We start from the raw sequence: 25,727 nt of genomic DNA, 5'->3' as shown, positions 1-25,727 counted from the left end.
CGCGTCCACTGTGTTGTTCTGAAGTAACGACCATTGAGCCCTGCGAGGGTTCTGGTTGTTTTCTTCATAGTGTTTCGGTGGTTATTGCGTTAGGGAAACGCCCGGTTACATTTCGAACCCGGAAGCTAAGCCTTTCAGCGCCGATGGTACTGCAGGGGGGACCCTGTGGGAGAGTAGGACACCGCCGAACAATCTTTGATAAAAGCTCCGGGCGGAACCATTGGTTTCCGCCCGGAGCTTTTTGTCGTGCCCGGGGCCCCGTGCCGGGGCCCCATACCCTACCGGTAAGGTCATGGGGCATCCATCGGCACCGTTCCCACAGGAGGCTCCCGGGTGGAGGTCCAGGAGACACGCGTCCAGACCGACCGCGTGCTCACCATCCCGAACATCCTCAGCGCCGCGCGTCTGGTCGGCGTCCCGCTTTTCCTGTGGCTGATCCTGCGGCCCGAGTTCGGCGGGCCGAAGAGTGACGAATGGGCCCTGCTCGTGCTGGCGCTCAGCGGCGCGAGCGACTATCTCGACGGGAAGCTGGCCCGCCGCTGGAACCAGGTCAGCAGCCTTGGCCGGATTCTGGATCCGGCCGCGGACCGCCTCTACATTCTGTCTACACTCGTCGGCCTGACCTGGCGCGACATCCTGCCGATCTGGCTGACCGCGGTCCTTCTCGCTCGTGAGTTGGTGATGCTGGTCCCGCTCGGCATCCTGCGGCGCCATGGCTATCCCCCGCCCCAGGTCAACTTCCTCGGCAAGGCAGCGACCTTCAACCTGATGTACGCCTTCCCGTTGCTCCTTCTGAGTGATGGAAGTGGCCCAGTTCACACAATCGCTGCTATTTTCGGATGGGCGTTCGCGGGATGGGGTACAACGCTCTATTGGTGGGCAGGAGTCCTCTACATGGTTCAGGTCCGCCGACTCGTCAAGGCGGACGCTGCGGCCGACTGAGCTCGCTGATGATGTAGCGGCCCGTAGTGGCGGATTGCTCGTCATGCGATAGGTATGTGGGCCATCGGGGTGCGTCAGTCGGCATGACCGTCGTCTCTTCAAGGAGGACGCTTCCGACATGAAGGCCGTCGTGATGGCGGGAGGCGAGGGTACTCGCCTGCGCCCGATGACCTCGACCATGCCCAAGCCGCTGCTGCCGGTGGTCAACCGGCCGATCATGGAGCATGTGCTGCGGCTGCTCAAGCGGCATGGTCTGTGCGAGACCGTGGTGACGGTCCAGTTCCTCGCGTCGCTGGTCAAGAACTACTTCGGTGACGGCGAGGAGCTCGGCATGGAGCTCACGTACGCCAATGAGGAAAAGCCACTCGGCACCGCCGGCAGCGTCAAGAACGCGGAAGAGGCACTCAAGGACGATGCCTTTCTCGTGATTTCGGGTGATGCCCTGACGGATTTCGACCTCACCGAGCTGATCAATTTCCACAAGCAGAAGGGGGCGCTGGTCACGGTCTGCCTGACCCGCGTGCCCAATCCCCTCGAGTTCGGGATCACCATCGTCGACGAGGGCGGCCGGGTCGAGCGCTTCCTGGAGAAGCCCACCTGGGGGCAGGTCTTCTCCGACACCGTGAACACCGGCATCTATGTGATGGAGCCGGAGGTGTTCGACTACGTCGAGCCCGATGTGCCGGTCGACTGGTCCGGTGATGTCTTCCCGCAGCTGATGAAGGAAGGCAAGCTGATTTGCGGCTATGTCGCCGAGGGCTATTGGGAGGACGTCGGTACCCACGAGAGTTATGTCAAGGCCCAGGCCGATGTGCTGGAGGGCAAGGTCGACGTCGAAATCGACGGCTTCGAGATCTCCCCGGGGGTGTGGGTCGCCGAGGGCGCCGAGGTGCATCAGGACGCCGTGCTGCGCGGTCCGCTCTACATCGGCGACTACGCGAAGGTGGAGGCGGACGCGGAGATCCGCGAGCACACCGTCGTCGGGTCCAATGTCGTCGTGAAGAGCGGGTCCTTTCTGCACAGAGCGGTGGTCCACGACAATGTGTACGTCGGCCAGCAGGCCAATCTGCGCGGCTGCGTCATCGGAAAGAACACCGACGTCATGCGGGCGGCTCGGATCGAGGACGGCGCGGTCATCGGCGACGAGTGCCTGATCGGTGAGGAATCGATCGTCCAGGGCAATGTCCGGGTGTACCCGTTCAAGACAATCGAGGCCGGCGCCTTCGTCAACACCTCGGTCATCTGGGAGTCGCGCGGCCAGGCCCATCTCTTCGGGGCCCGCGGCGTGTCCGGGATCCTGAATGTGGAGATCACCCCGGAGCTCGCCGTGCGGCTCGCCGGCGCCTATGCGACGACTCTCAAGAAGGGCTCGACGGTCACCACCGCGCGTGATCACTCCCGTGGTGCGCGGGCGCTCAAGCGAGCCGTGATCTCGGCCCTGCAGACCAGCGCCATCGATGTGCGGGATCTGGAGAATGTGCCGCTGCCCGTGGCCCGCCAGCAGACCGCGCGCGGCAGCGCCGGCGGGATCATGATCCGTACCTCGCCCGGCGTTCCCGACTCCGTCGACATCATGTTCTTCGACGAGCGCGGCGCCGATCTGTCCGCCGCCGGGCAGCGGAAGCTGGACCGGGTGTACGCGCGTCAGGAGTACCGGCGGGCGTTCCCCGGCGAGATCGGCGACCTCAGCTTCCCCTCGAGCGTCTTCGACTCGTACACGGGCTCCCTGCTGCGTGCCGTGGACACCAGCGGCATCGCCGAATCCGGCCTCAAGGTGGTCGTGGACGCCTCCAACGGCAGCGCCGGACTTGTTCTGCCCAGCCTGCTCGGCCGGCTCGGCGTCGACGCTCTGACCATCAATCCCGGCCTGAACGAATCGCGTCCGACCGAGACGGCGGAGGCGCGCCGCTCGGGTTTGGTGCGGCTGGGTGAGATCGTGGCCTCGGCCCGCGCGGCCTTCGGTGTGCGCTTCGACCCGGTCGGCGAGCGGCTCTCGCTGGTGGACGAGCGCGGGCGCATCGTGGAGGACGACCGGGCCCTGCTGGTCATGCTGGACCTGGTGGCCGCCGAGTGCCGCAGCGGACGGGTGGCGCTGCCGGTGACCACCACGCGCATCGCCGAACAGGTGGCGGCGTACCACGGCACGCAGGTGGAGTGGACGACGACCGCGGCCGACGATCTCACCCGCGTCGCCAGGGCCGAAGGCACCATTTTCGGCGGCGACGGGCGCGGCGGCTTCATCATTCCCGAGTTCAGCAGCGTCTTCGACGGCACGGCCGCCTTCGTACGCCTCATCGGGCTGGTGGCCCGCACCCAGCTCACCCTCAGCCAGATCGACGCCCGCATTCCGCGCGCCCATGTCCTGCGCCGGGATCTGGCGACCCCATGGGCGGTCAAGGGTCTCGTCATGCGCCGCGTGGTGGAGGCGGCGGGCGACCGGTCAGTCGACACCACCGACGGGGTGCGGGTGGTCGAGGCCGACGGGCGCTGGGTCATGGTGCTGCCCGACCCAGCCGAGGCGGTCACCCATCTGTGGGCGGAAGGACCGGACGACGCGTCCGCGCAGGCGCTGCTGGATGAGTGGTCCGCCGTGGTGGAGAGCGCCGGGCACTGACCCGTTCCCCCTGGTGGGGGGCGTCTGAGAGCCCATAGGCAGTCCCCGGAAGCACACGGGGGCGCAGCCGCCCACGGCCCGCTTCCGGCGCGCCGGTGGGGCCATTCGGCGGCTGCGCCCCCGACGTGCGACGATGTGCGGCATGCCGCAGCAGCCCCCCGTTCGGAGCACAGCTCCGCCGAGCCCTCGTCCACGTCTCGACGCGTCCATGTCGCTGCTGACCAATGTGATGGACCACAGTCTCGACGAGGGGTACGCCGAGGCCGCCGCGCGCCATGGCAAGGAGGGCCGACGGGGTCTGCCGCGCAGCCTGCGCGGCAAGCTGGTGCTGGCCGCCGGGCTGGTGCTGGCCGCGGGCATTGTGACCATCGGCGCCGACGAGGCCCGGATATCGGCGCCGAAGCTGGCCAAGGACCGGGAAAAGCTGATCGACCGCATCGAGTCGGGGAACTCGAACGCGGACGACCTCCAGAAGAGCCTGGACAGGCTCCGTAAGGAGGTCGGTGACCGGCAGCGGCAGGCGCTGGAGAAGCACGGCGGGGACAAGGGCGAGCTGCTCGCGCTGCTGTCCGGGGCGACCGAGGTGAAGGGCCCCGGGGTCAAGCTGGTCGTCAATGACGCCAAAGAGGCCGACCAGGGCGGCGGGGGACCACGGGAGAGCACCGGCTTCTCCGACACGGGCCGGGTGCGCGACCGTGATCTGCAGCGGGTCGTCAATGGCCTGTGGGAGTCCGGCGCGGAGGCCGTGTCGATCAACGGACAGCGGCTGACGGCCCTGTCGGCGATCAGGGCCGCGGGAGACGCCATACTGGTCGACAACAAGCCGCTGGTGCCGCCGTATACGGTGCTCGCGGTGGGGGACGGACGGCGGCTGAGCACGGCCTTCCAGGACAGTGCCGACGGACAGTACCTGCATGTACTGCACGAAAACTACGGCATCCGCACGAGCATTTCCGCCGTGGACGAGGTGCGGCTTCCGGCCGCGCCGAGTCTGATCGTACGAACCGCAGAGCCGATAGCCGGTGGCGCCGGGAAGGGCGGCACCGACACAGGGAAGGGCACATCGTGATCGCCGTATTGGGCCTCATCGTGGGAGTCGTGGTCGGACTTGTGGTCCAACCCGTGGTGCCGACGGTGGTCGAGCCCTACCTGCCCATCGCCGTCGTCGCCGCGCTCGACGCGGTGTTCGGCGGTCTCCGGGCGATGCTCGACGGGATCTTCGACGACAAGGTCTTCGTCGTCTCGTTCCTGTCCAATGTGGTGGTCGCCGCGCTGATCGTCTTCCTCGGCGACAAGCTCGGGGTCGGCGCCCAGCTGTCCACCGGCGTCGTGGTCGTGCTCGGCATCCGGATCTTCTCCAACGCCGCCGCCATCCGCCGCCATGTCTTCCGGGCGTGAGCTGATGACGACCGACGACACCCCGGAGGAGCCCCAGCGGCAGCCCCGCGAGCCGGAGCGGCCCCGTAAGCTCGAGCAATCGGATAAGCCCGAGCAGTCCCGTAAGCCAGAACAGTCCGGTGAGCCGGAAGAGTCCCGTAAGCCCGAGACGAGGCCCGAGGTGCGACGGGAGAAGCCCGCGGAAGAGCGGCGGGGCACCGCAGCGGCCGATGAGCAGGGCGAGGGTCCTGGCGAAGAGCCCGGCGAGAGCCCCGGAGGCGGTCCAGAGGGCCGCGGGGAGCCCGAGGCGGTCCAGGAGCCGTCCAGCGGCCGTCAGCGGCTGGTGCAGGGCCTGTGGCCGCCACGGCTGACGCGGGCTCAACTCATCGTCGCGCTCCTGCTGTTCGGCCTCGGCCTCGGTCTGGCCATCCAGGTGCGCTCGACCAATGAGAACAGCGTGCTGCGCGGCGCCCGGCAGGAGGATCTGGTACGCATCCTCGACGAGCTGGACAACCGCACCCAGCGGCTGCGGGACGAGAAACAGCGGCTGGAGACCCAGCGGACCGAGCTGGAGAACAGCTCGGACCGGGCCGAGGAGGCCCGTAAGCAGACGGCCCAGAAGGAGCAGCAGCTCGGTGTGCTCGCGGGCACCGTCGCCGCCGAGGGGCCGGGCATCACCATGAAGATCGACGTGTCGAGGGGCACTGTGGAGTCGGACATGCTGCTCGACGCGGTCCAGGAACTGCGCGCCGCCGGGGCCGAGGCCATCCAGATCGGCAAGGTGCGGGTGGTCGCGAGCACGTACTTCGCGGACGTCGGCGGCGCGGTGGAAATCGATGGACGGAAAGTGACGCAGCCGTACGTGATCAAGGTCATCGGCAAGCCGGAGGACTTGGAGCCGGCCCTGAACATTCCGGGCGGAGTGGTGCAGAGTCTGGAGAAGGAGCAGGCCACCGTGTCCATCGAGCGCTCGAAGGAGATCGTCGTCGACGCCTTGCGGTCGGCGAAGCGGCCTGACTACGCTCGGTCGTCATCGCGGTGAGGTGGTTAGGTATGGGAGTCTCGCGGCGAGACAATGAGGACGCGGGGGGTCGGCGCACCGGAAGAGTCGCGCGTGATGGAAACTGTCTGGTGGTCACGGACGTTGTGAGGATGTCCGGACCGTCTGGTGTGTGCATCGAGGGTTTGCCCTGCCCCACGGGCGGGTCTGTTTCAGTCAAGGGGAATCGCCCGTGAAGTTGTTCGGGAAGTTGTTCGGCAAGAGCGCGCGCCAGGACGGCGGCAGCAGCACCGCCCGCCACCGCGCCCCGCGTGCTGCGGAGGAGAGCGGGGTGAGCGAGGAGCGTCCGCTGTTCCGGGACGGCGGCGGCATTCCGGGTGGTCAGGGCGCGTCTTCTGTTGACCCCTCCGCATCCGGACGCATAGGTTTCGGGGAGCCATCGACCGCGAACACGGGCGGAGGGTTCGGCTTGCCGGTATGTCAAAGGTGCGGCCATCAGAACGCCGAGGCCAGCCGGTTCTGCTCCAACTGTGGCGCGCCGCTGCGGGGCCAGGCGCCCTCCGAGCGTGCTTCGGAGACCACCTCCACCATCTCGATCTCCGGGCTGGAGGCGTACGACTCCGAGGTGACCGGGCAGACTCCGCTGCCCTCGCTCTCCCCGGAGGCCCAGGCGGCCGTCGATGCGCTGCCCCCGGGGTCCGCGCTGATGGTGGTCCGCCGCGGGCCGAACTCCGGCAGCCGCTTCCTGCTGGACAGCGATGTGACCACGGCCGGCCGTCATCCGCAGAGCGACATCTTCCTGGACGATGTGACGGTCTCGCGTCGCCATGTGGAGTTCCGGCGCGGCCAGGACGGCTCCTTCACCGTCGCGGACGTCGGCAGCCTGAACGGGACGTATGTCAACCGCGAGGCGATCGACTCGGCCATCCTGAACAACGGTGACGAGGTGCAGATCGGCAAGTACCGGCTGGTCTTCTACCCGAGCCAGCGAGGCTTCGGCATCTGACCCGTCAGGGGAGGTCCATGCTTCAGACACCGTCGGGCGGTGCCGACACCGGCACCGCCCCCGCGGGCGGCCGGGCGATGAGCATCGGCACCGTACTGAATCTGCTGCGGGACGAATTCCCCGAGGTCACCGTCTCCAAGATCCGTTTCCTGGAGGCCGAGGGCCTGGTCGAGCCGCGGCGCGCGCCCTCCGGCTACCGCAAATTCAGCCCGGAGGACGTGGAGCGGCTCGGCCATGTTCTGCGCATGCAGCGTGACCACTATCTGCCACTGAAGGTCATTCGGGAGCATCTGGACGCCTTGGAGCGGGGAGAGCGGCCAGAGCTGCCCGCCGCGGCCTCCGGCGCCCTGCCGGAGGGATCGGCCGAGGAAGGGCCGGAGAGCGCCTTGGAGCGCCCCACGGCCGCCCGGGTGGGCCGGGCCGAGCTGCTGGCCGCCACCGGGATCGACGAGGGGAGGCTGGCCGAGTGGGAGTCGTTCGGGCTGATCGGCCCGGGTGCGGACGGCGGGTACGACATCGAGGCGGTGACCGTCGCCAGGCTCGTCGCGGACCTGGGTCGTTTCGGTCTGGAACCACGTCATTTGAGGATCATGAAAGCCGCCGCGGAGCGCGAGGCGGGACTGCTCGAGCAGGTGGTCGCACCCCTGCGGCGACACCGAAATCCGCAGACCAGAGCCTATGCGGAGGCCAGCGCCCGGGAGCTGGCCGAGCTGTCCGTGCGGCTTCATGCGGCCTTTGTCCAGTCCGCTCTGCGGGCCGGTTCCCGGTGACCGGCGCGGTCCCGACTATCCAAACCGGCCGGGCACGTCCTAGGGTTGCTGTGTGAACGAGCTCGACGTCGTGGGTGTCCGGGTGGAGATGCCCTCCAACCAACCGATCGTGCTCCTGCGCGAGGTAGGAGGCGACCGCTACCTCCCCATTTGGATCGGACCGGGAGAGGCGACCGCGATCGCCTTCGCTCAGCAGGGCATGGCTCCGGCGCGCCCGCTGACCCACGACCTTTTCAAGGACGTGCTCGACGCGGTCGGCCAGCAGCTCACGGAGGTCCGGATCACGGACCTGCGCGAGGGTGTGTTCTACGCGGAGCTGGTGTTCGCCAGCGGCGTGGAGGTCAGTGCCAGGCCGTCCGACGCCATAGCGCTGGCGCTGCGCACCGGCACGCCGATCTACGGCAGTGACGGGGTGCTGGACGACGCGGGGATCGCCATCCCGGACGAGCAGGAGGACGAGGTGGAGAAGTTCCGCGAGTTCCTCGACCAGATCTCGCCCGAGGACTTCGGCACCAGCAGCCAGTGAGTCATCAGCGGCCAGTTAGTCATCAGCGGCCAACGAGCGGCGGACAGTGAGCTGAGCTGTCTGCCGGTCCTCGCCAGCGCATTCGAGTAGCCTTTCCCGGAAGAGGGATACGGGAAACCACCCTTAGGGTGATTATCACTCGGCGTGCCGAGTGTGGCGATCGTTGACGCACCCCGGGTGACTGCCTACCGTCGAGAAGGCAGGTCGAGGACGGAGGTCGGCGTGAGAAGCAGTGGCGACGGCACGGCGGCAGGCGGTCCGTACACGCTCCACGGGAGCGCACCGGCCGAACCGGCATTGAAGGCTCGGGTAGCGGCACAGGCCGCGCCGCCGCGGGAAGGCGCCGTGGCGAAGCCCGAGCAGGTGGGGTACCGCGGGCCGACCGCTTGTGCGGCCGCCGGCATCACCTACCGCCAGCTGGACTACTGGGCGCGTACCGGGCTCGTGGAGCCGAGTGTGCGGCCCGCGTACGGCTCGGGCAGTCAGCGGCTCTACAGCTTCCGGGACGTCGTCGTCCTCAAGATCGTCAAGCGGCTGCTGGACACCGGTGTGTCCCTGCAGAACATCCGGGCCGCCGTCCAGCACCTGCGCACGCGCGGCCTCGACGACCTCGCCCAGATGACGCTGATGAGCGACGGGGCGACGGTCTACGAATGCACGTCGCCCGACGAGGTGGTCGAGCTCCTCCAGGGCGGCCAGGGCGTCTTCGGGATCGCCGTGGGCGTGGTGTGGCGGGACGTGGAGAGCGCGCTGGCGCAGCTCCACGGCGAGCGCGTGGACACCGGCGAGACGCTGGTGGGGCACAACCCCGCCGACGAGCTCGCGCGGCGCCGCAACCGCGCGGGCTGAGCGCGGCGCGGCAACCGCGGGCTGAGCGCGGAGCCCGGCTCGCGGGGATGCGACGGGCTCGGCGGCGTCTGCGGCCTGCGGGCCGCGGGCCGCAGACCGCGGACTGCCTCGGCTGACTGCCCCATCCGATGGTCACTCGCCCGATTGTCAGTGGCATGCGGCAGCATCTGTAGGTGTGAGGGGTGCGCCGACGATTCTCCATCTGGACATGGACGCCTTCTACGCCGCGGCGGAGCAGGCGGCCAAGCCCAGCCTGCGCGGCAAGCCCGTGATCGTCGGCGGCCTGGGGCCGCGAGGCGTGGTGGCCACGGCCTCCTACGAGGCGCGGGTGTTCGGGGTCCACTCGGCCATGGCGATGGCCCAGGCCCGCCGCCTGTGTCCGAACGCGGCGTATCTCACCCCCCGCTTCTCCCTGTACCGCCAGGTGAGTGACACGGTCATGGCCCTGCTGGCCGCCCTGTCCCCGCTGGTCGAGCCGCTGAGCCTGGACGAGGCGTTCGTGGATCTGGAGGCGGGCGGTGTCCCGGCCACGTCCGAGGCGGCGCGGGCCGTGGGGGAGCGGCTGCGCGCGGACATCGTGGCCGCGACCGGGCTGACCGGCTCGGTGGGCCTGGCCGGGGCCAAGATGCTTGCCAAGATCGCCTCCGAGCAGGCCAAGCCCGATGGGCTGGTGCTCATCGAGCCGGGCACCGAGCGGGAGCTGCTGGGGCCCCTGCCGGTGCGCACGCTCCCCGGGGTGGGCCCGGCCACCGCGGAGGCGCTGCGCCGGGCCGGGATCCACACCGTCGCCGAGACCCGGGAGGCGGGGGAGGAGGAGCTGGTGCGGCTGCTGGGCAAGGCCCATGGCGCGTCGCTGTACGGCATGGCCTGGGGGCGGGACGACCGGCCGGTCGTCGCCGAGCGGGACGCCAAGTCCGTATCGGTGGAGGACACGTACGACGTCGACCTCACCGACCGCACGCGGGTGCAGGTGGAGGTGGCGCGGCTCGCCGACCGGTGTGTGCGGCGGCTGCGCGGGGCCGGCCGTTCGGGGCGCACGGTCGTGCTCAAGGTGCGGCGTTACGACTTCTCCACGCTGACCCGGTCCGAGACGCTGCGCGGGCCGACGGACGATCCGGGAGTGGTGCGGGAGGCCGCGGCGCGGCTGCTGGAAGGCGTGGACACCACGGCGGGTGTGCGGCTGCTGGGAGTGGGCGTGAGCGGGCTGGCGGACTACACCCAGGAGGATCTGTTCGCCCAGGCGGCCCAGGCCGCCCATGAGGCTCAGGAGGCCGCGGAGGGGACGCGCGAGGCCGGAGGGGCGCCGGAGCCCGCCCCGGCGGGCCTGGAGGAGGAGGGCGAGGACGCCGGCCGGCCGCGCCGCTGGCTGCCCGGCTCCGATGTACGACACGCGGAGTACGGGGCGGGGTGGGTGCAGGGCAGCGGGGTCGGCCGGGTGACCGTGCGGTTCGAGGAGCCCTGGTCGGAGCCGGGCCGGGTGCGGACCTTCGCGGTCGACGACCAGGCGCTGGAGCCCGCGGAGCCGCTGCCGCTGGTCAGGCCCGCTGTGAGCGACAGCGACAGCGACACCGACACCGACGCCGCCGCTCAGGGCCAGCGGCCGGATCAGGGCTCGGGCCAGGACCGGGGTTCGGGCCAGGAGCGGCGCCAAGGTCAGCCGGTCACGTCCAGGCCGTAGTGGTGGTAGAGCTGTAGCTCCTGCTCGGGCGACAGGTGGCGGCCGACCCCGAAGTCCGGCGCGTCCTTGATGAGCGCCCGCTCGTACGGCACTCGCAGCGAGTCGTCGACGATCTCGCTGGGTTCGAGAGGCACGAACACGTCCCGGCTGAACAGGCCGGTGCGTACCGCCGCCCATTCCGGCTCGCCGGTCGCGTCGTCGAGGTAGACCTCGTCCACGGTGCCGATCTTCGCGCCATCGCGGTCGAAGGCCTTGCGGCCGATGAGGGTCCGCGGATCGATGTCGGTCTGCACACTCTCTCCCACACGTGGCGATTTGTCCCGTAATACCCGTGATATCTAAGAAAAGCCACAACGCCGCGCGCGTCCACTCGAGCGCTTGCCCAAAAACCCTGGCGGCAGGCTCGCTGGTAGGCTGACGGTGGCTGCAGACCCCGTGCGGGAGAGCTCTCCGCCGACGTCGTCGGAGGCGCCGAAGGAGCAAATCCTCCCCGGAATCTCTCAGGCACACGTACCGCGCGGGTGAGGTCACTCTGGAAAGCAGGGCGGGCCACGGGCGAGCACAGCTCCGGAACCCCTCCTCACCGACGGTGAAAGCCGGGTCGCAGTCCGCGGGCCCGGTGAAGCTCTCAGGTCGAGATGACAGAGGGGGAGGCCGTTCGGGCACCCGCACCGTGGTGCCCCTCGTCGGTCGTACAGACCAGGAGGCCTCGCAGATGACCGCCAACCGCACCTCACTGACCGAGCTGGAACGCGGTACTCCGTTCGAGCGGCGCCATATCGGACCCGACGCCGAGGCCCAGGCCAAGATGCTCGCGCAGGTCGGCTTCGGCTCCCTCGACGAGCTCACCCAGGCCGCCGTGCCGGAGGTCATCAAGAGCGCCGGGGAACTGGGGCTGCCCCCGGCCCGCACCGAGGCCGAGGTGCTGGCCGAGCTGCGCGGCCTGGCCGAGCGCAACCAGGTGCTCTCCCCGATGATCGGCCTGGGCTACTACGGGACCTTCACCCCGCCGGTGATCCTGCGCAATGTGCTGGAGAACCCCGCCTGGTACACCGCGTACACGCCCTATCAGCCGGAGATCTCCCAGGGCCGGCTGGAGGCGCTGCTCAACTTCCAGACCGTCGTGGCCGACCTCACCGGGCTGCCGACCGCCGGTGCCTCGCTGCTCGACGAGGCCACCGCCGCCGCCGAGGCCATGGCGCTGTCGCGGCGGGTGGGCAAGGTCAAGCAGGGCGTGTTCCTGATCGACGCCGACACCCTGCCGCAGACCGTCGCGGTCATCCAGACCCGCGCCGAGCCCACCGGCGTCGAGGTGGTCGTCGCCGACCTCTCGACGGGCATACCGGCCGAGGTGGCCGAGCGCGGGGTGTTCGGCGTGCTGCTCCAGTACCCGGGCGCCTCCGGCGCGGTGCGCGACCCACGCCCGGTCATCGAGCGGGCCCATGAGCTCGGCGCGGTGGTCACCGTCGCCGCCGACCTGCTGGCCCTCACCCTGCTCACCTCGCCCGGGGAGCTGGGCGCCGACATCGCGGTCGGCAGCAGCCAGCGGTTCGGTGTGCCGATGGGCTTCGGCGGGCCGCACGCCGGTTTCATGGCCGTCCGCGAGGCCTACGCCCGCAGCCTGCCGGGCCGTCTGGTGGGCGTCTCGGTCGACGCCGACGGCGACAAGGCGTACCGCCTGGCCCTGCAGACCCGCGAGCAGCACATCCGCCGGGAGAAGGCCACCAGCAACATCTGCACCGCCCAGGTCCTGCTCGCCGTGATGGCCGGCATGTACGCCGTCTACCACGGCCCGGACGGGCTCAAGACCATCGCCCGGCGCACCCACCGCTACGCGGCCGTGCTCGCCGAGGGCCTGCGGGCCGGGGGTGTGGAGACCGTGCACGGCGCGTTCTTCGACACCCTGACCGTGTATGTCCCGGGCCGGGCCGCCGAGGTCGTCACCGCGGCCCGCGAGGCCGGGGTCAACCTGCGGCTGACCGACGCCGACCATGTGGGCATCGCCTGCGACGAGACCACCGGCCGCGCCCAGCTCGCCGCCGTGTGGTCGGCCTTCGGCGTGGACGGCGGGCTGCCCGCCATCGACGAGCTGGACGCCGCCGCGGCCGACGCGCTCCCCGCCGACCTGCTGCGCGGCGACGTGTACCTGACCCACCCGGTCTTCCACCGGCACCGCTCCGAGACCGCGATGCTGCGCTATCTGCGGCGCCTGGCCGACCGCGACTACGCCCTGGACCGGGGCATGATCCCGCTCGGCTCCTGCACCATGAAGCTCAACGCCACCACCGAGATGGAGCCGGTCACCTGGCCGGAGTTCGGGGAGCTGCACCCCTTCGCGCCCGTCGAGCAGGCCCAGGGCTACCTGACGCTGATCCGCGAGCTGGAGGAGCGGCTGGCCGAGGCCACCGGCTACGACAAGGTCTCCCTGCAGCCGAACGCCGGATCGCAGGGCGAGCTGTCCGGGCTGCTGGCCGTGCGCGCCTACCACCGGGCAGGCGGCGAGGAGCGGCGCACCGTCTGCCTCATCCCGTCCTCCGCGCACGGCACCAACGCCGCCAGCGCCGTGATGGCGGGCATGAAGGTCGTCGTGGTCAGGACCGGCGAGGACGGCGAGGTGGACGCCGACGACCTGCGCGCCAAGATCGAGCAGTACGGCGACGAACTGGCCGTCCTGATGGTCACCTACCCGTCCACACACGGCGTGTTCGAGGAGCACATCAGCGAGATCTGCGCGGCCGTGCACGACGCGGGCGGCCAGGTCTACGTGGACGGCGCGAACCTCAACGCCCTGGTGGGGCTGGCCCGGCCGGGCAGGTTCGGCGGCGATGTCTCCCACCTGAACCTCCACAAGACCTTCTGCATCCCGCACGGCGGCGGTGGTCCCGGCGTGGGCCCGGTCGCGGTGCGCGAGCACCTGGCGCCGTATCTGCCCAACCACCCGCTCCAGCCCGCGGCGGGCCCGGCGACCGGCGTGGGCCCGGTCGCGGCCGCGCCCTGGGGTTCGGCGGGCATCCTGCCCATCTCCTGGGCGTACGTCCGGCTGATGGGCGCCGAGGGGCTGCGCCGGGCCACCCAGGTGGCGGTGCTCGGCGCCAACTACATCGCCAGGCGCCTGGAGCCGCACTACCCGGTGCTCTACACCGGCCCCGGCGGCCTGGTCGCCCACGAGTGCATCGTCGATCTGCGGCCGCTCACCAAGGCGACCGGCGTGAGCGTCGACGATGTGGCCAAGCGGCTGGTCGACTACGGGTTCCACGCGCCCACGATGTCGTTCCCGGTCGCCGGCACGCTGATGATCGAGCCGACGGAGAGCGAGGACCTGGCGGAGCTGGACCGGTTCTGCGAGGCGATGATCGCCATCCGGGCGGAGATCGAGAAGGTCGGCTCCGGGGAGTGGCCCCAGGACGACAACCCGCTGCGGAACGCCCCGCACACGGCGGCCGCGCTCAGCGGGGAGTGGGAGCACCCCTACACCCGGGCGGAGGCGGCCTTCCCGGCCGGGGTGTCGCCGGCCGACAAGTACTGGCCGCCGGTGCGGCGGATCGACGGCGCCTTCGGCGACCGCAACCTGGTCTGTTCCTGCCCGCCGCTGGAGTCGTACGAGAGCTGACCGGGCGGGCCCGGTCGGGTACGGGGCCGGTGCGGCGGAAGCGCCGGGCCGGCCCCTGAGAATTCGCCTGGGCAGGGCCTAGGCGGCGGTGACGACGCGCTCGGTGTCCAGCGCCCGGCGCGGGGCGATGATCTTCCCGTCCGGCAGCAGCTCACCGGTGTCCTCGAAGAGGAGGACGCCGTTGCACAGCAGGCTCCAGCCCTGCTCGGGGTGGTGCGCCACGAGATGGGCGGCCTCCCGGTCGGCGGAGTCGGCTGACGGGCACGATGGCTGGTGCTGGCACATGGAAGGGATCTCTCGCTGGGGTGTGGTGAGTGTCCTGTGGCTTGCTGCGGCAGTCATGGCCGCCCCCCGTTGGTCAGTCGGTCGGTTGCTCCAAGTGTTGCCCTACAGGCCGGTTTCCGCATGGATTTCACGGCACCGGTACTCGCTAGATAATGACGCATCCACACGGCCGACGGTTCATCGCGACGGGACTGTTACGAGCCCGCAGCGGAGCGCCCCGTGATCCTTGGGATCACGGGGCGCTCGGGCGTGGGGGCGGGTGCCGCGGGTCGTCAGGCCGACGAGCCCAGCAGCGGCGTCCGCGTCAGCCGGAGGGTGAGCACCGGCAGCAGATCCGCCGCGCGGTGCGCGCGGTGGGCGGCGATGCCCGGCGGGGCCGGGGTGAGCGGTACCAGCAGGTCTTCCGCGGCGAGATGGCCTTCGGAGGCGTCGGCGGTCGGGTCGCCGCGCAGCCACAGCGTCAGCATGTACAGCTCCGGGATGGACAGCAGCCGTGGCTGGTACACCGAGGGCAGTGACTCGGCCTGGCTCAGCGCCAGTTCGGCCGAGGACACATACGGGCCTTCGGAGAAGTGTGAGAAGACCCAGCCGTCGGCGGTCAGCATCGCCTCGGCGGAGGCCACCGTACGCTCACTGTCGCGGATCAGGAACCGCCATCCGCTGAGCCGCGCGCGCGGCGGGCCGTCGGGGGCGGTGATGTCGTCCAGGACGTGGACGGGCAGTGGGAGTTCGAGCTCGAAGGGCCCGTCCAGGGCGCCGAGGAGCGGGGTGCGGACGGCGGTGGGAGAGCCAAGGGCCGTGCGGATGCTGTTCAGAGCAGGCGCTGGAGCCGAGGGGACGTGCAGCGGCATGGTGGGTCGCCTCTCACTTCGGAGACACGGTGGAGCGCTGGCGTGCCAGGTGCGGATGGCGCTGTCGGTGTACGCGGGTCAGAGGGGGCCTGACGAGATGTCAGGACGCTGTCTCTCTGCCTCGGTTGCCGAGTTTATACGACAAGTGTTCCCGTCGTGTTTCATGTACCTGTCCCCGGCATTGCGGGCAAGCACTTATCCGGCCCGCCAGGGCGAGGGGATTTTCGCCGATTCTCTGTCATATGCACGGATATGACCTGGCATTTTAACCCAACCCGGGTAGGCTTGATCTGGTGGGTGTTTTTCATCACGGCAATGCGGCGCTGTGCAGAGCCTATCGGTTGGGTGGTCCGCGCGTGGCGTTATCGATCTCATTGGCTGGGCATCATCGAGCGTGATGTACGCGGCCGGGGGCCGTTGATCCACTCGAGGAAGGGACGCTTCGATGGGGGACAAGGTCGTAGCCGGAGAGTTCGATCCGTCCGGGCGGCAGCGGCAGCGCGCGAGGCTCCGGCAGGGCCTCGAGGCGCTGGCCCGGCTCCTGGCCGAGAAGCGTTTCGATCGCCCCAAGAATCTCATGGGGCTGGAGATCGAGCTGAATCTCGCGGGGGTCGACGGGATGCCGAGGATGATGAACACCGAGGTTCTGGAGAGAATCGCCAGCCATGATTTCCAGACCGAACTCGGGCAGTGCAATCTTGAAGTAAACATCGTGCCCCACCGTTTGCACGGAAGGGTTCTCGACCAGTTGGCGGAAGAGCTCCGGACGGGGTTGTCATATGCCGATCGCAAGGCGGGGGAAGTGGACTCCGAGATCGTTATGATCGGAATTCTTCCGACCCTTGCCGCCCGCGACCTGGGCTCCACGAACCTCTCCTACGACGACCGCTACAAACTTCTCAACGAACAGATGCTGGCCGCCCGCGGCGAGGATTTTCTGATCGATGTCGAGGGCGAGGAGCGGTTCCGCTACGCCTCCGGCTCGATCGCCCCCGAGGCCGCCTGCACCTCGGTCCAGTTGCACCTACAGGTGACCCCGGGCCGGTTCGCGGCCGTGTGGAACGCGGCCCAGGCGGTGGCCGCCGCGCAGATCGCGGTGGGCGCCAACTCCCCCTTCCTGTTCGGCCGGGAGGTGTGGCGCGAGTCCCGTCCACCGCTGTTCCTCCAGGCCACGGACGTCCGCCCGCCGGAGTTCGCGGCCCAGGGCGTGCGCCCGCGGACCTGGTTCGGCGAGCGCTGGATCAGCGACGCGTACGAGCTCTTCGAGGAGAATCTGCGCTTCTTCCCGCCGCTGCTGTCGACCGCGGGGGACGAGGACCCGCTGCGGGCGCTGGACGACGGCGGGGTGCCGCTGCTGAACGAGCTGGTGCTGCACAACGGCACCATCTACCGCTGGAACCGCCCCGTGTACGCGGTCGCCGACGGCGTGCCGCACCTGAGGGTGGAGAACCGGGTGCTGCCCGCCGGGCCCACCGTCAGCGATGTCATCGCCAATGCCGCCTTCTACTACGGCCTGGTGCGGGCGCTCGCCGAGGAGCCGCGCCCGGTGTGGAAGCGGCTGCCGTTCGAGGCCGCGGCGGCCAACTTCGACACGGCCTGCCGCCATGGCATCGACGCGGTCCTGCGGTGGCCCAAGCCGGGCGGCCGCTCCTCCTCGACCGTGCGGATCCCCGCCGTCCGGCTCGTCCAGGAGGAGCTGCTGCCGCTGGCCGCCGCCGGGCTCGACGCCTGGGGTGTCGAGCCCGCCGACCGAGAGCGCTACCTGGGGATCATCGAGGAGCGCTGCCGGCGGCGGGTCAACGGCGCGTCCTGGCAGGCCGCCGCGTACCACCGGGCCCGGGAGAGCGGGCTCGGGCGGGACGCCGCGCTCGCGGCGATGACCCGCCGCTACTGCGAGCTGATGCGCACCGGCGAACCGGTCCACACCTGGCCGGCCGGACTCCCCGGCTGACCGGCACGGCCGGGGGAGAGCCGAGCCGTAAAAAAAGGGGGCCGTGTCTCAGCCCGAGCTCTCCGCGCCCGCCCGGCTCGCCGACACGATCGCCTTGAGGATCACGCTGTCGATCTGTGCCGGGTCCGCCACCTGCTGCGCCGAGCCGCCGGTCGCCTCCGCGATGTCCTCGCACGCGGACAGGTCGGCGTCCGGCCCGACCGCGATGGCGATCAGCGGCACCGGGCGGCTCGGGTCGGCGAGCCGGCCCAGCTCCTGGACCAGCGACTTGCGCGAGATGCTGCCCTCGTCCTGGTTGGACCCGTCGGTGAGCAGCACGACGGCGTTGAACTTGCCCTCCGCGTAGCCGTCGCGTGCCTTCCGGTACGCCGCGAGCGTCGTGTCGTACAGCCCGGTCGCCCCGTCCGGCACCGGCTCCAGGGCGCCGAAGGCGGCCGTCAGCCGGTCGCGCTGGGTGGACCCGTCCGAGGTGCGCAGGCCCAGCCTCCGGGTGGGGACCAGCTCCCGGTAGTCCCGGGCGCCGTCGAGGCGCCGGGAGAACTCCCACAGCCCGATCTCGTCCTCCGGTGTGAACTGCGCCAGCGCCCGCAGCAAGGACGCCCTGGTGACGGCCATCCGGGATTCGCCGCGCCGACCGGCCACCGGGGCCGACATGGAGGCCGAGGCGTCGACGACCGTGTTCAGCCGAGCGCTCTGCACGGTGATCGTCCACATGCCCAGCGCCGTGTCCAGCTCCGCGCCCGACGGCCCGGAGGCCGGGACCGCCGCGTACGGCTGGGGCGCCTTGCCGCCCGCCGTACGGGTCACCGCCTCGACCGCCTTGCCGCTCGCCGGCCGGAAGCCGTGCTGCGCGAGGATCCGGCGGTTCCCGGGGTCGGAGAGAAAGGTCATGAACCGGGTGGCGGCGCGGGCCCGCACGGTGGTGAGCGCGTCGTCGTTCAGCACCGTGTACGGATAGTCGAGCTCGGCGGCGCCGTCCTCGGGGTAGAACAGCTGGAGCCGAGGGGCCCCCGCGGCCGCCGCGTTGTGGCGGTAGGCGGCCTGCTCGGACAGGAACAGCGCCTGATTGCGCCGCGGATTCCCCGCCTCCGTGCCCGAGCCGTCGCGCGGCAGCGTGGTCAGCACCTGGTCGTCGCTGTCGGAGACGCGCTGGGACAGGAGTTTCGCGGTGGCGGCGGCCCGCGTGTCGGCCCCGCCGCCCTTTCCCGACCCGCCGCTCTCCTTGGCTATCGAGGCGTTGACGCGGGCGAGGGCGAGCAGCCCCGTGGCGCTGCGCGCCGGGTCCGCGGCCCCGAGCCGCAGATCCTCGTCTCCGGTCGCGGCCCCGGTCAGCCGGGCCCAGCTGTACGTCTTCTCCGGCCATCCGAGCCGCTTGGCGGCGGACGGGGTCGCCGCCACGGCGACCGGTGAGGACGCGACGCCGCCGAGCGTGTCCAGGGGGACGGGCTTGCTGGGGGAGGACGCCGCGCGGTCGACCCACACGCTGGAGTCCGGCAGCCACACCTGGAAACCCGGGTCGCGGCTGTCGTCGCCGAGCGCGTCGGCCACCTCGTAGGGCGCCCGGCTGGTGACCTTCACATCGAGGCAGCGGCCATCGGACCGGACGTGGGCGGACCGGGCGCGCTCGGCGACCGCGCGCAGCGCCGGGGCGATGTCCGGTGAGGCGGCCACCCCGATGCGCACGGCCTCGTTCGCGCAGGACTCCATCGGGCCCAGCAGTTCGCCGCGCAGGGCCAGCGCCGCACCGGTGGCCAGGGCGAGCACGACCGCGGTGGAGATCGCGACGGCCCGGCGGCGGGCGGCGGACCGGGACCCCGTAGGGTCCTGCCGTGGTGAGTGGACAGGGCCGACTGAGTCCTCGGGCAGGCTGTGGCGTCCCATGTGCTGCGTCTCCTGTGAAGATGAAGCTGTCAGGAGAGAGGCGCGCCAGCAGGATGGCGCCTCCCCTGACCGTTGCGCGATCTTCGGAACTCTTTTCGAGACCCTAGCGGCACACGTCCACCTATGAGGCGGAAAAGCGGAACTGGAGGCAGGGGTGCAGTCACACGCGCGGGACATGGAGCTTTCCCCTTCGGAGGGCAGGCTCCCGGAACGCGTCCTGCGCCATGAGACGCTGCTGGTCCTGGCGCTGTCGCTGGGCGCGAGCGGCGTATCGGCGCTGATCAGCTTTATCGGCTCGGTGACCGCGCCCGGCGGGCTGAAGGACAAGGCGGCCACGCTCAACGCCTCGGAGGCGCCGGGCAGGCCCTGGCTGGATCTGGCCTGGCAGCTCTTCGGCATCACCACCGCGCTGGTGCCGGTCGCGCTGGTGGCCCATCTGCTGTTGCGGGAGGGCGCCGGGCTGCGCGCCATCGGCTTCGACCGACGACGACCGGTCTTCGACCTGGGCCGGGGCGCCACGGTGGCGGCCGGCATAGGTGGCACGGGGCTGCTGCTCTACCTGGGCGCGCGGGCGGCCGGGGCCAATCTGACGGTGGTGCCCGAGGCGCTGCCCGACGTGTGGTGGAAGATCCCCGTGCTGATCGCTTCCGCCGTGCAGAACTCCGTACTGGAGGAGGTGATCGTCGTCGGCTATCTGCTGCGCAGGCTCGGGCAGTTGGGCTGGACGCCGATGGCCGCGCTGCTGGCGAGCTCGGTGCTGCGCGGCTCCTACCACCTCTATCAGGGCATCGGCGGCTTCTTCGGCAATGTGGCGATGGGCGTGGTGTTCGTACTGCTCTACCGCCGCTGGGGGCGGGTCGGGCCGCTGATCGCCGCGCACGCCCTGATCGACATCGTGGCCTTCGTCGGATACGCCCTGCTGGCGGGTCGGGTGGACTGGCTGCCCACGGCCTGACCCCCGCGCGCCCCGGCCGCGGCGTCGAACCTGCCGCGTACGAGTCGCCTCACGCATGGCTCTGACCGCCGAACCGACCCTAGGTCAGCAGTTCCCCGTCGATGACGGTGACCGCGGCGCCGGTCAGCAGGGTGCGGTCGCCGCGCAGCGCCGTACGGACCAGCCCGCCGCGGGCGGACGCCTGTAGCCCGGTCAGGTCCGTGCGGCCGAGCCGCGTGGACCAGAAGGGCGCGAGGGCGGTGTGCGCGCTGCCGGTCACCGGGTCCTCGTCGATGCCGACGGCGGGGGCGAAGAAGCGCGAGACGAAGTCGTAGCCGCGCGCCGGGTCCGCGGCGGCCGCGGTCACCACGCAGCCGCGGTGGCCGGTCCGTGCGAGCGCGGCGAGGTCCGGGGACAGCGTGTGCACGGTCGTCTCGTCGGCCACCTCCACGAGGAGGTAGTCGATGTACGGGCTGGTGCGGTGGGCGGACAGGATCCGGGTGCCGAGCGCGTCGGCGGCGGCGGTCGCGCCCTGGGGCACGTCGAGCGCGGTCAGCTGCGCGGTGGGGAAGTCCAGGGTGATCAGGCCGCTGTCGTCGGCTGTTGCCGAGAGCACCCCGCTGAGGGTGGCGAAGCGGATCGTGCCGGTCGCGGTGCCCGTGGTGCGCACGACGTGGGCGGTGGCGAGCGTGGCGTGGCCGCACATCCGCGCCTCGGTGGCCGGGGTGAACCAGCGCAGCGCCCAGTCGGCCTCCACGCCCTCGGGCAGGGGGTGGGCGAAGGCGGTTTCGGAGAGGTTGACCTCGGTGGCGATCCGCTGGAGCCGGTCGTCGTCGGGGAACGCGTCGGTGTCCAGGAGGAGGACCCCGGCCGGGTTGCCGGCGAAGGGGCGGTCGGTGAAGGCGTCGACGATTCGGATGCGCATGCGCCGACCGTAGAGGGCCGTCCGGGCCCTGGGTGATGGCCAATTGCGAGCGCGTGGACCGGGCGTGGCCCGGCCGGGGTATTGCCCTGCGATCGGTTCCGATATATCGTTGAGGTATCGCGAAAGATCAACGATGGAAGGAACGTCATATGCGTCACCATGGACATGAACACCGCGGACCCGGCCATCGCGGCCGTGGCGACTCCGAGGGGCGGCGCGAGGCCTTCGGTCCGTTCGGCCCGCCTTTCGGCCCCCCGTTCGGCGGCCGCGGCCGGGGTGGACCGCGTGGCCGCGCGCGCCGCGGCGATGTGCGCGCCTCGATCCTGGCGCTGCTGCGGGACCGCCCGATGCATGGCTACGAGATGATCCAGGAGATCGGCGAGCGCAGCTCCGGCGCTTGGCGGCCGAGCCCCGGCTCCGTCTATCCGACGCTGCAGCTGCTCGAGGACGAGGGGCTGATCAGCAGTGAGAGCGAGGGCGGGAAGAGGCTGTTCGCCCTCACGGACGAGGGCCGCGCCGAGGCCGAGGCCGGATCGCGGGCCCCGTGGGAGGAGGTCGGGCGCGGCGTCGACTGGGAGTCGATGCAGGAGGTCCGGCAGGCGGGCTTCGGCCTGATGGAGGCGTTCGCGCAGGTCTGGAAGACCGGTACCGCCGAGCAGCGGCAGAAGGCCGTCGCGGTCATCAACGACTCCCGCAAGCGGCTGTATCTGATCCTCGCCGAGCAGGACGAGCGGGGCGGCGAGGACTGAAAGGGGAGGGCGAGGGGCGTGCGAGGGCGCCTCAGGTGACCAGTCCGCTGAGCTTGCGCAGCGACTCGTTGAGCGCGGCGGTCGCCGAGTCCTTGAGCTTCCCGGCCATCAGGGAGACCGCGGGGCCGGTGAACTCGCCGTCGACGCGGACCGTCGTGGCCTCCCCCTCCGGCGTCAGCGCATAGCGCATGGCGAGGTTCACCCCCATGGGGCCCTTGCCCCGGGTGGTGAGCACCCGGACGGGCTCGCTGGCCTCGATGGTCCAGGCCACTTCCGCCGGAAAGCCCATCAGCTTCATGTTCTCCTGGTACGTCGCGCCCACCTCGAGCGTGGTGGGGCCGCCCTCCGGGAAGCCGGTGTGGGTGACGTTCCACTGGCCCCACGAGGTGAAGTCCGTCAGCTGGGCCCACACCTTCTCGGCCGGTGCCTCGATACGCGCCTGGGCGTTGACCTCGGCCATGGGGCCACCCCTTCCGCGGAATTCCGCGACTCTCGGATCGCTCGGATCGTTCGGATCGCTCAGGTCGGGCGCTGTGGCCCGGGCGCCTCAGCGGTGTCGCGCAACGTAGCCCCGGAGTCTCGAACATTCAATACTGACGGACCGTCAGTTCTCGTTCGGTAGCGGGCCGGAGGGCGGAGCCGGTGCTGGCGGCGCGGCGCGGGCGGGCGCTCCAGGAGCCGGTCGATGTGCTCGCGGCCGAGCCCATGCGCGGGGTCGACCGGGAACAGCAGCCGGTCGCGGCGCCACCGCGCCCGGCGTACCAGCCGCTCCGGGATCACATCGTCCACCCAGGCGAAGGGGCGGCCCTCGGCGAAGCGCAGGATCGGGGCCCACTTCCGGCCGGCGAAGAGGTCGAGGACCGGCAGCTTGGGGTCGTCGGGCCGGGCCCGGTAGCCGGTGAACTCGACCACCGGAAGCTGGGGGAGTTCGAGCAGTGGCGCGATATGGCGGTTGGCGTCGTGCTCCCAGGTCGTGGCCCACACCAGCTCGTACACGGCGGACAGCTCGCGCAGCCAGTCGGCGTGCCGGGCCGACAGCAGCACGGTGAAGTCGAGCACGTCGTACGCGGTGAACCCGTCGGCGGGCAGCACCGGGTTGAGTACACCGTCGATGTCCAGGAAGAGCAGCGGCCGGTCGGTCATCGAACTCCTTGAACTCCTTGGCTGTCGCCGGGGATGGAGGGGTGCGGGGCGGTCGTGAGTGGGGGACGTGGGGGGACCCGCGACGGTTGCACCAGGGGGCGCGCGAAATGATCGCGCGCCCCCTGGTCGGCCGTTGACCCGCTCGGACGGCCGGTCTGGGGCAACTGGCCGGGATGACTGGCACATAGGAACGATCGAGGGCTCCTCCGTGAGGAGGAGATCCGGCCATCGATGCCCAACCATCGTGGGAGGCCCACATGCTCCCCGGCGTGGATGCTCCGGACTCCGGGGACTGATGGGGTGAGAGCGTGCGAAAAAGTACCTCTGGCGCCGGCGGCACCCGCGACACCGGCCTCACCGGCCCGGTCGGCGCCGGTGACGAGGGCCGGCTCGGCGAGGAGTTGGACGCCGTGGTCGCGGGGGCGCGCAGACGGGCCTTCCGGGACGGCGACCGGCAGATCGACACGGCCCATCTGCTGCACACCCTGCTGGAGTCGGACCCCCGGGCGCGGGCCGCGTTCATGGGCGGCCCGCCCCAGGTCGCGCGGCTGCTCGGCTATCTGGCACAGCGCGCCATCGGCTACGGCGTCCAGTGGAGCGGCTCGGTGGAGGACTCCGGCGCGGGGTCCCGGGGGCGCCCCCGGGATTTCCAGGGACTCCAGGGCACCCAAGTCGGCGGCGTGTCCGGCTGGTCGCCCGCCGCCATGGCGGCCATGGGCGCCGCGGCCGCCCGGGCCCGGGCCCGCGGTGCGTCCCGGGCCGACGGGCCCGACCTCCTCGCTGCTCTCGCAGGCGACCCCAAGTGCCGCGCCGTGGAGGTGCTGCGGCGGGCGGGTGTCGATGCGGAACTGCTGGTCGCGGCCCTGGACGGGGCATTGCGCCAGCAGTCAACGACATGACGGTCCTGTCGCGAGCTGACATGATGATCCGATGCACGACACTCAGGGGCAGGGTCCGGGACGGACGAGAGGCGCGGGGCTGGGGCTTGCGCTCACGTCGGCACTCGCCTTCGGCGGGTCGGGGGTGGCCGCCAAACCGTTGATCGAGGCGGGTCTCGAACCGCTCCATGTCACCTGGCTACGGGTGGCCGGCGCCGCCTTGATCATGCTCCCGGTCGCCTGGAACCACCGTGGTCTGCCCGCCCGCCGCCCCGCCCTGCTGGTGGGGTTCGGCCTGCTGGCCGTCGCCGGGGTGCAGGCGTGCTACTTCGGCGCGCTCTCGCGCATCCCGGTCGGTGTCGCGCTCCTTGTCGAATATCTGGCCCCGGCACTGGTCCTGGGCTGGGTGCGGTTCGTCCAGCGACGGCCGGTGAGCGGCGCCGCGGCGGTGGGGGTCGTCCTCGCGGTCGGCGGGCTGGCCTGTGTGGTCGAGGTGTGGTCGGGGCTGAGCTTCGACGCCATGGGGCTGCTGCTCGCCCTGGCCGCCGCCTGCTGTCAGGTCGGCTACTTCGTCCTGTCCGACCACGGCAGCGACGGCGAGGACGCCGCGGACCCGCTGGGCGTCATCGCGTATGGGCTGCTCGTCGGCACGGTGGCGCTGACCGTCGTGTCGCGCCCCTGGGATCTGGACTGGGCGGTGCTGGCCGGCCGGGCCGACCTGGCCGGCGCGCGGGTGCCCGCCGTGCTGCTGCTCGGGTGGGTCGTCCTGGTCGCGACGGTGGTCGCCTACCTCACCGGGGTCCTCTCGGTGCGCCGGCTGTCGCCTCAGGTGGCCGGGGTGGTCGCCTGCCTGGAGGCGGTCGTGGCGACCGTGCTGGCCTGGGTGCTGCTGGACGAGCACCTGTCGCTGCCGCAGATCGTCGGCGGCGCGGTGGTGCTGGCGGGGGCGTTCATCGCGCAGACCTCGGCGCCGAAGACGGCCGTGGCCGAGCCGGTGGCCGGGGCGCGGCCGCTCTCCGCGGGGGAGGCGGCCGACGCGTCCGGCTTCGTCAGAGGCGGGTGAGGTAGGCGGGCACCGGCGTGTCGGCCGCCAGGTCGTCGGCGGGCACCGGCGTGCCGTAGGTCCGCGCCACCGGCACCACCCCGCTCCAGTAGGGGAGCGCCAGGTCCTCGGGGTCGTCGTTCGGGCCGCCGGTGCGGACCTTCGCGGACACCTCGGCGAGGTCCAGGCGGAGTACGGCGGTGGCGGCCAGCTCCTTGGCGTTGGCCGGCCGGGAGTCGGCGGCCCGGCCGGGCACGACGTGGTCGACCAGGGCGTCGAGGGCCGTGGCGCGCTCGGTGTCGTCGGTCACCTGACGGGCGGCGCCGTGCACCACGACCGAGCGGTAGTTGAGGGAGTGGTGGAAGGCGGAGCGGGCCAGGACCAGCCCGTCGACATGGGTGACGGTCAGGCACACCGGCAAGCCCGGGTCGTCCGCGCCGCTCGCCATCCGCAGCGGGCGGGAGCCGGTCGAGCCGTGCACATACAGCCGCTCGCCCACCCGCGCGTACAGCGTCGGCAGGACCACCGGGGCGCCGTCGCGCACAAAGCCCAGATGGCAGACGTAACCCTCGTCGAGTATCGAGTGCACCAGCTCCCGGTCGTACGAGGCGCGCTCGCGGGACCGGGTGGGCACCGTCCGGTCGGTCGGCTGGTAGGCGTCCGGGGTGGTGCTCGCGGCGGTCATTTGCCAACTCCTTTGAACTAGTGCAAAATCT

Annotated in this window: 24 protein-coding genes, 1 rRNA gene and 2 riboswitches; of the genes, 17 read left to right on the top strand and 8 right to left on the bottom strand. The window is 71.0% G+C overall.

The genetic code is table 11. The features are described from left to right. Nucleotides 1–73 precede the first annotated feature (73 nt). The 11 genes from rrf to ACWY4P_RS04970 all read left to right on the top strand — a co-directional run bounded on the left by rrf (nt 74) and on the right by ACWY4P_RS04970 (nt 10,762). Nucleotides 74–190: ribosomal RNA gene (rrf, locus tag ACWY4P_RS05020) — 5S ribosomal RNA — on the top strand. Nucleotides 191–333: 143 nt separating this feature from the next. Next, nucleotides 334–942: a CDP-alcohol phosphatidyltransferase family protein gene (locus ACWY4P_RS05015; RefSeq protein ID WP_456208911.1), complete on the top strand. Its 609-nt coding sequence runs from the start codon at nt 334–336 to the stop codon at nt 940–942. Between the two features lie 118 nt (nt 943–1,060). After that, a complete protein-coding gene (locus ACWY4P_RS05010) occupies nt 1,061–3,556 on the top strand; it encodes a sugar phosphate nucleotidyltransferase (RefSeq protein WP_456208910.1) in 2,496 nt (831 codons plus the stop codon). 142 nt (nt 3,557–3,698) lie between these two features. Further along, nucleotides 3,699–4,625, top strand: a complete 927-nt coding sequence (locus ACWY4P_RS05005; RefSeq protein WP_456208909.1) for a DUF881 domain-containing protein — start codon at nt 3,699–3,701, stop codon at nt 4,623–4,625. After that, nucleotides 4,622–4,954 carry a small basic family protein gene (locus ACWY4P_RS05000; RefSeq protein WP_456208908.1) on the top strand — a complete coding sequence of 111 codons (333 nt, stop codon included), beginning with the start codon at nt 4,622–4,624 and terminating at the stop codon, nt 4,952–4,954. Before ACWY4P_RS05005 ends, ACWY4P_RS05000 begins: the two co-directional genes overlap by 4 nt. After that, complete coding sequence (locus tag ACWY4P_RS04995) at nt 4,938–5,975, top strand: DUF881 domain-containing protein (RefSeq protein WP_456208907.1); 1,038 nt, start codon at nt 4,938–4,940, stop codon at nt 5,973–5,975. Before ACWY4P_RS05000 ends, ACWY4P_RS04995 begins: the two co-directional genes overlap by 17 nt. Before the next feature lie 130 nt (nt 5,976–6,105). Further along, the gene (locus ACWY4P_RS04990; protein WP_456208906.1) at nt 6,106–6,939 is read left to right on the top strand and encodes an FHA domain-containing protein; all 834 of its coding nucleotides are present in this window, start codon (nt 6,106–6,108) and stop codon (nt 6,937–6,939) included. A gap of 17 nt (nt 6,940–6,956) precedes the next feature. After that, nucleotides 6,957–7,709 carry a transcriptional regulator FtsR gene (gene ftsR / locus ACWY4P_RS04985; RefSeq protein ID WP_456208905.1) on the top strand — a complete coding sequence of 251 codons (753 nt, stop codon included), beginning with the start codon at nt 6,957–6,959 and terminating at the stop codon, nt 7,707–7,709. A 52-nt stretch (nt 7,710–7,761) separates the two neighbouring features. Then, entirely contained in the window at nt 7,762–8,235 is a 474-nt protein-coding gene (locus tag ACWY4P_RS04980) for a bifunctional nuclease family protein (RefSeq protein WP_014181304.1), read from the top strand. Between the two features lie 222 nt (nt 8,236–8,457). Beyond that, nucleotides 8,458–9,084 carry a MerR family transcriptional regulator gene (locus ACWY4P_RS04975; RefSeq protein ID WP_456208904.1) on the top strand — a complete coding sequence of 209 codons (627 nt, stop codon included), beginning with the start codon at nt 8,458–8,460 and terminating at the stop codon, nt 9,082–9,084. Nucleotides 9,085–9,259: 175 nt separating this feature from the next. Beyond that, nucleotides 9,260–10,762, top strand: a complete 1,503-nt coding sequence (locus tag ACWY4P_RS04970; RefSeq protein WP_456208903.1) for a DNA polymerase IV — start codon at nt 9,260–9,262, stop codon at nt 10,760–10,762. On the opposite strand, the gene ACWY4P_RS04965 is transcribed toward ACWY4P_RS04970, so the two are convergent. Continuing rightward, entirely contained in the window at nt 10,738–11,055 is a 318-nt protein-coding gene (locus tag ACWY4P_RS04965; protein WP_456208902.1) for a PRC-barrel domain-containing protein, read from the bottom strand. The genes ACWY4P_RS04970 and ACWY4P_RS04965 overlap by 25 nt on opposite strands. A gap of 135 nt (nt 11,056–11,190) precedes the next feature. After that, nucleotides 11,191–11,288: riboswitch (glycine riboswitch) on the top strand. Then, nucleotides 11,289–11,417: riboswitch (glycine riboswitch) on the top strand. 60 nt (nt 11,418–11,477) lie between these two features. Here ACWY4P_RS04965 and gcvP point away from each other — a divergent pair. Then, nucleotides 11,478–14,372: an aminomethyl-transferring glycine dehydrogenase gene (gene gcvP / locus ACWY4P_RS04960; RefSeq protein ID WP_456208900.1), complete on the top strand. Its 2,895-nt coding sequence runs from the start codon at nt 11,478–11,480 to the stop codon at nt 14,370–14,372. A gap of 78 nt (nt 14,373–14,450) precedes the next feature. On the opposite strand, the gene ACWY4P_RS04955 is transcribed toward gcvP, so the two are convergent. Both ACWY4P_RS04955 and ACWY4P_RS04950 read right to left on the bottom strand, forming a co-directional pair. Next, the gene (locus ACWY4P_RS04955) at nt 14,451–14,657 is read right to left on the bottom strand and encodes a DUF5999 family protein (protein ID WP_456212818.1); all 207 of its coding nucleotides are present in this window, start codon (nt 14,655–14,657) and stop codon (nt 14,451–14,453) included. 272 nt (nt 14,658–14,929) lie between these two features. Next, nucleotides 14,930–15,508: a hypothetical protein gene (locus ACWY4P_RS04950; protein ID WP_456208898.1), complete on the bottom strand. Its 579-nt coding sequence runs from the start codon at nt 15,506–15,508 to the stop codon at nt 14,930–14,932. Between the two features lie 445 nt (nt 15,509–15,953). Here ACWY4P_RS04950 and ACWY4P_RS04945 point away from each other — a divergent pair, with 445 nt between their 5' ends. Further along, nucleotides 15,954–17,459: a glutamate--cysteine ligase gene (locus tag ACWY4P_RS04945; RefSeq protein WP_456208896.1), complete on the top strand. Its 1,506-nt coding sequence runs from the start codon at nt 15,954–15,956 to the stop codon at nt 17,457–17,459. A 48-nt stretch (nt 17,460–17,507) separates the two neighbouring features. Here ACWY4P_RS04945 and ACWY4P_RS04940 read toward each other — a convergent pair whose 3' ends face one another. Next, nucleotides 17,508–19,340 carry a substrate-binding domain-containing protein gene (locus ACWY4P_RS04940; RefSeq protein ID WP_456208894.1) on the bottom strand — a complete coding sequence of 611 codons (1,833 nt, stop codon included), beginning with the start codon at nt 19,338–19,340 and terminating at the stop codon, nt 17,508–17,510. 175 nt (nt 19,341–19,515) lie between these two features. Between ACWY4P_RS04940 and ACWY4P_RS04935 the strand changes: the two genes are divergently transcribed. Beyond that, on the top strand, nt 19,516–20,295 hold the full coding sequence (locus ACWY4P_RS04935) for a CPBP family intramembrane glutamic endopeptidase (RefSeq protein WP_456208892.1): 780 nt from the start codon (nt 19,516–19,518) through the stop codon (nt 20,293–20,295). Nucleotides 20,296–20,374: 79 nt separating this feature from the next. Here the strand turns inward: ACWY4P_RS04935 and ACWY4P_RS04930 are convergent, their stop codons facing one another. Beyond that, nucleotides 20,375–21,199: a PhzF family phenazine biosynthesis protein gene (locus tag ACWY4P_RS04930; protein WP_456208891.1), complete on the bottom strand. Its 825-nt coding sequence runs from the start codon at nt 21,197–21,199 to the stop codon at nt 20,375–20,377. A gap of 149 nt (nt 21,200–21,348) precedes the next feature. On the opposite strand from ACWY4P_RS04930, the gene ACWY4P_RS04925 reads away from it, so the two are divergent. Next, complete coding sequence (locus ACWY4P_RS04925; protein WP_456208889.1) at nt 21,349–21,948, top strand: PadR family transcriptional regulator; 600 nt, start codon at nt 21,349–21,351, stop codon at nt 21,946–21,948. Between the two features lie 31 nt (nt 21,949–21,979). Here ACWY4P_RS04925 and ACWY4P_RS04920 read toward each other — a convergent pair whose 3' ends face one another. Continuing rightward, nucleotides 21,980–22,408 carry a type II toxin-antitoxin system Rv0910 family toxin gene (locus ACWY4P_RS04920; protein ID WP_456208887.1) on the bottom strand — a complete coding sequence of 143 codons (429 nt, stop codon included), beginning with the start codon at nt 22,406–22,408 and terminating at the stop codon, nt 21,980–21,982. Between the two features lie 59 nt (nt 22,409–22,467). Beyond that, nucleotides 22,468–23,091: an HAD domain-containing protein gene (locus ACWY4P_RS04915; RefSeq protein WP_456208885.1), complete on the bottom strand. Its 624-nt coding sequence runs from the start codon at nt 23,089–23,091 to the stop codon at nt 22,468–22,470. A 308-nt stretch (nt 23,092–23,399) separates the two neighbouring features. Here ACWY4P_RS04915 and ACWY4P_RS04910 point away from each other — a divergent pair, with 308 nt between their 5' ends. Together ACWY4P_RS04910 and ACWY4P_RS04905 are read left to right on the top strand one after the other, a co-directional pair. Further along, nucleotides 23,400–23,990, top strand: coding sequence for a Clp protease N-terminal domain-containing protein (locus ACWY4P_RS04910; RefSeq protein WP_456208883.1), 591 nt, complete (start codon nt 23,400–23,402; stop codon nt 23,988–23,990). Nucleotides 23,991–24,021: 31 nt separating this feature from the next. After that, on the top strand, nt 24,022–25,032 hold the full coding sequence (locus tag ACWY4P_RS04905) for an EamA family transporter (RefSeq protein ID WP_456208882.1): 1,011 nt from the start codon (nt 24,022–24,024) through the stop codon (nt 25,030–25,032). On the opposite strand, the gene ACWY4P_RS04900 is transcribed toward ACWY4P_RS04905, so the two are convergent. Then, on the bottom strand, nt 25,019–25,696 hold the full coding sequence (locus ACWY4P_RS04900; RefSeq protein ID WP_456208880.1) for a pyridoxamine 5'-phosphate oxidase family protein: 678 nt from the start codon (nt 25,694–25,696) through the stop codon (nt 25,019–25,021). The two genes, ACWY4P_RS04905 and ACWY4P_RS04900, sit on opposite strands and share 14 nt — an antisense overlap. Nucleotides 25,697–25,727 lie beyond the last annotated feature (31 nt).

The organism is Streptomyces sp. LZ34, from assembly GCF_053890475.1.
This window is presented reverse-complemented; position numbering and strand designations above follow the sequence as displayed.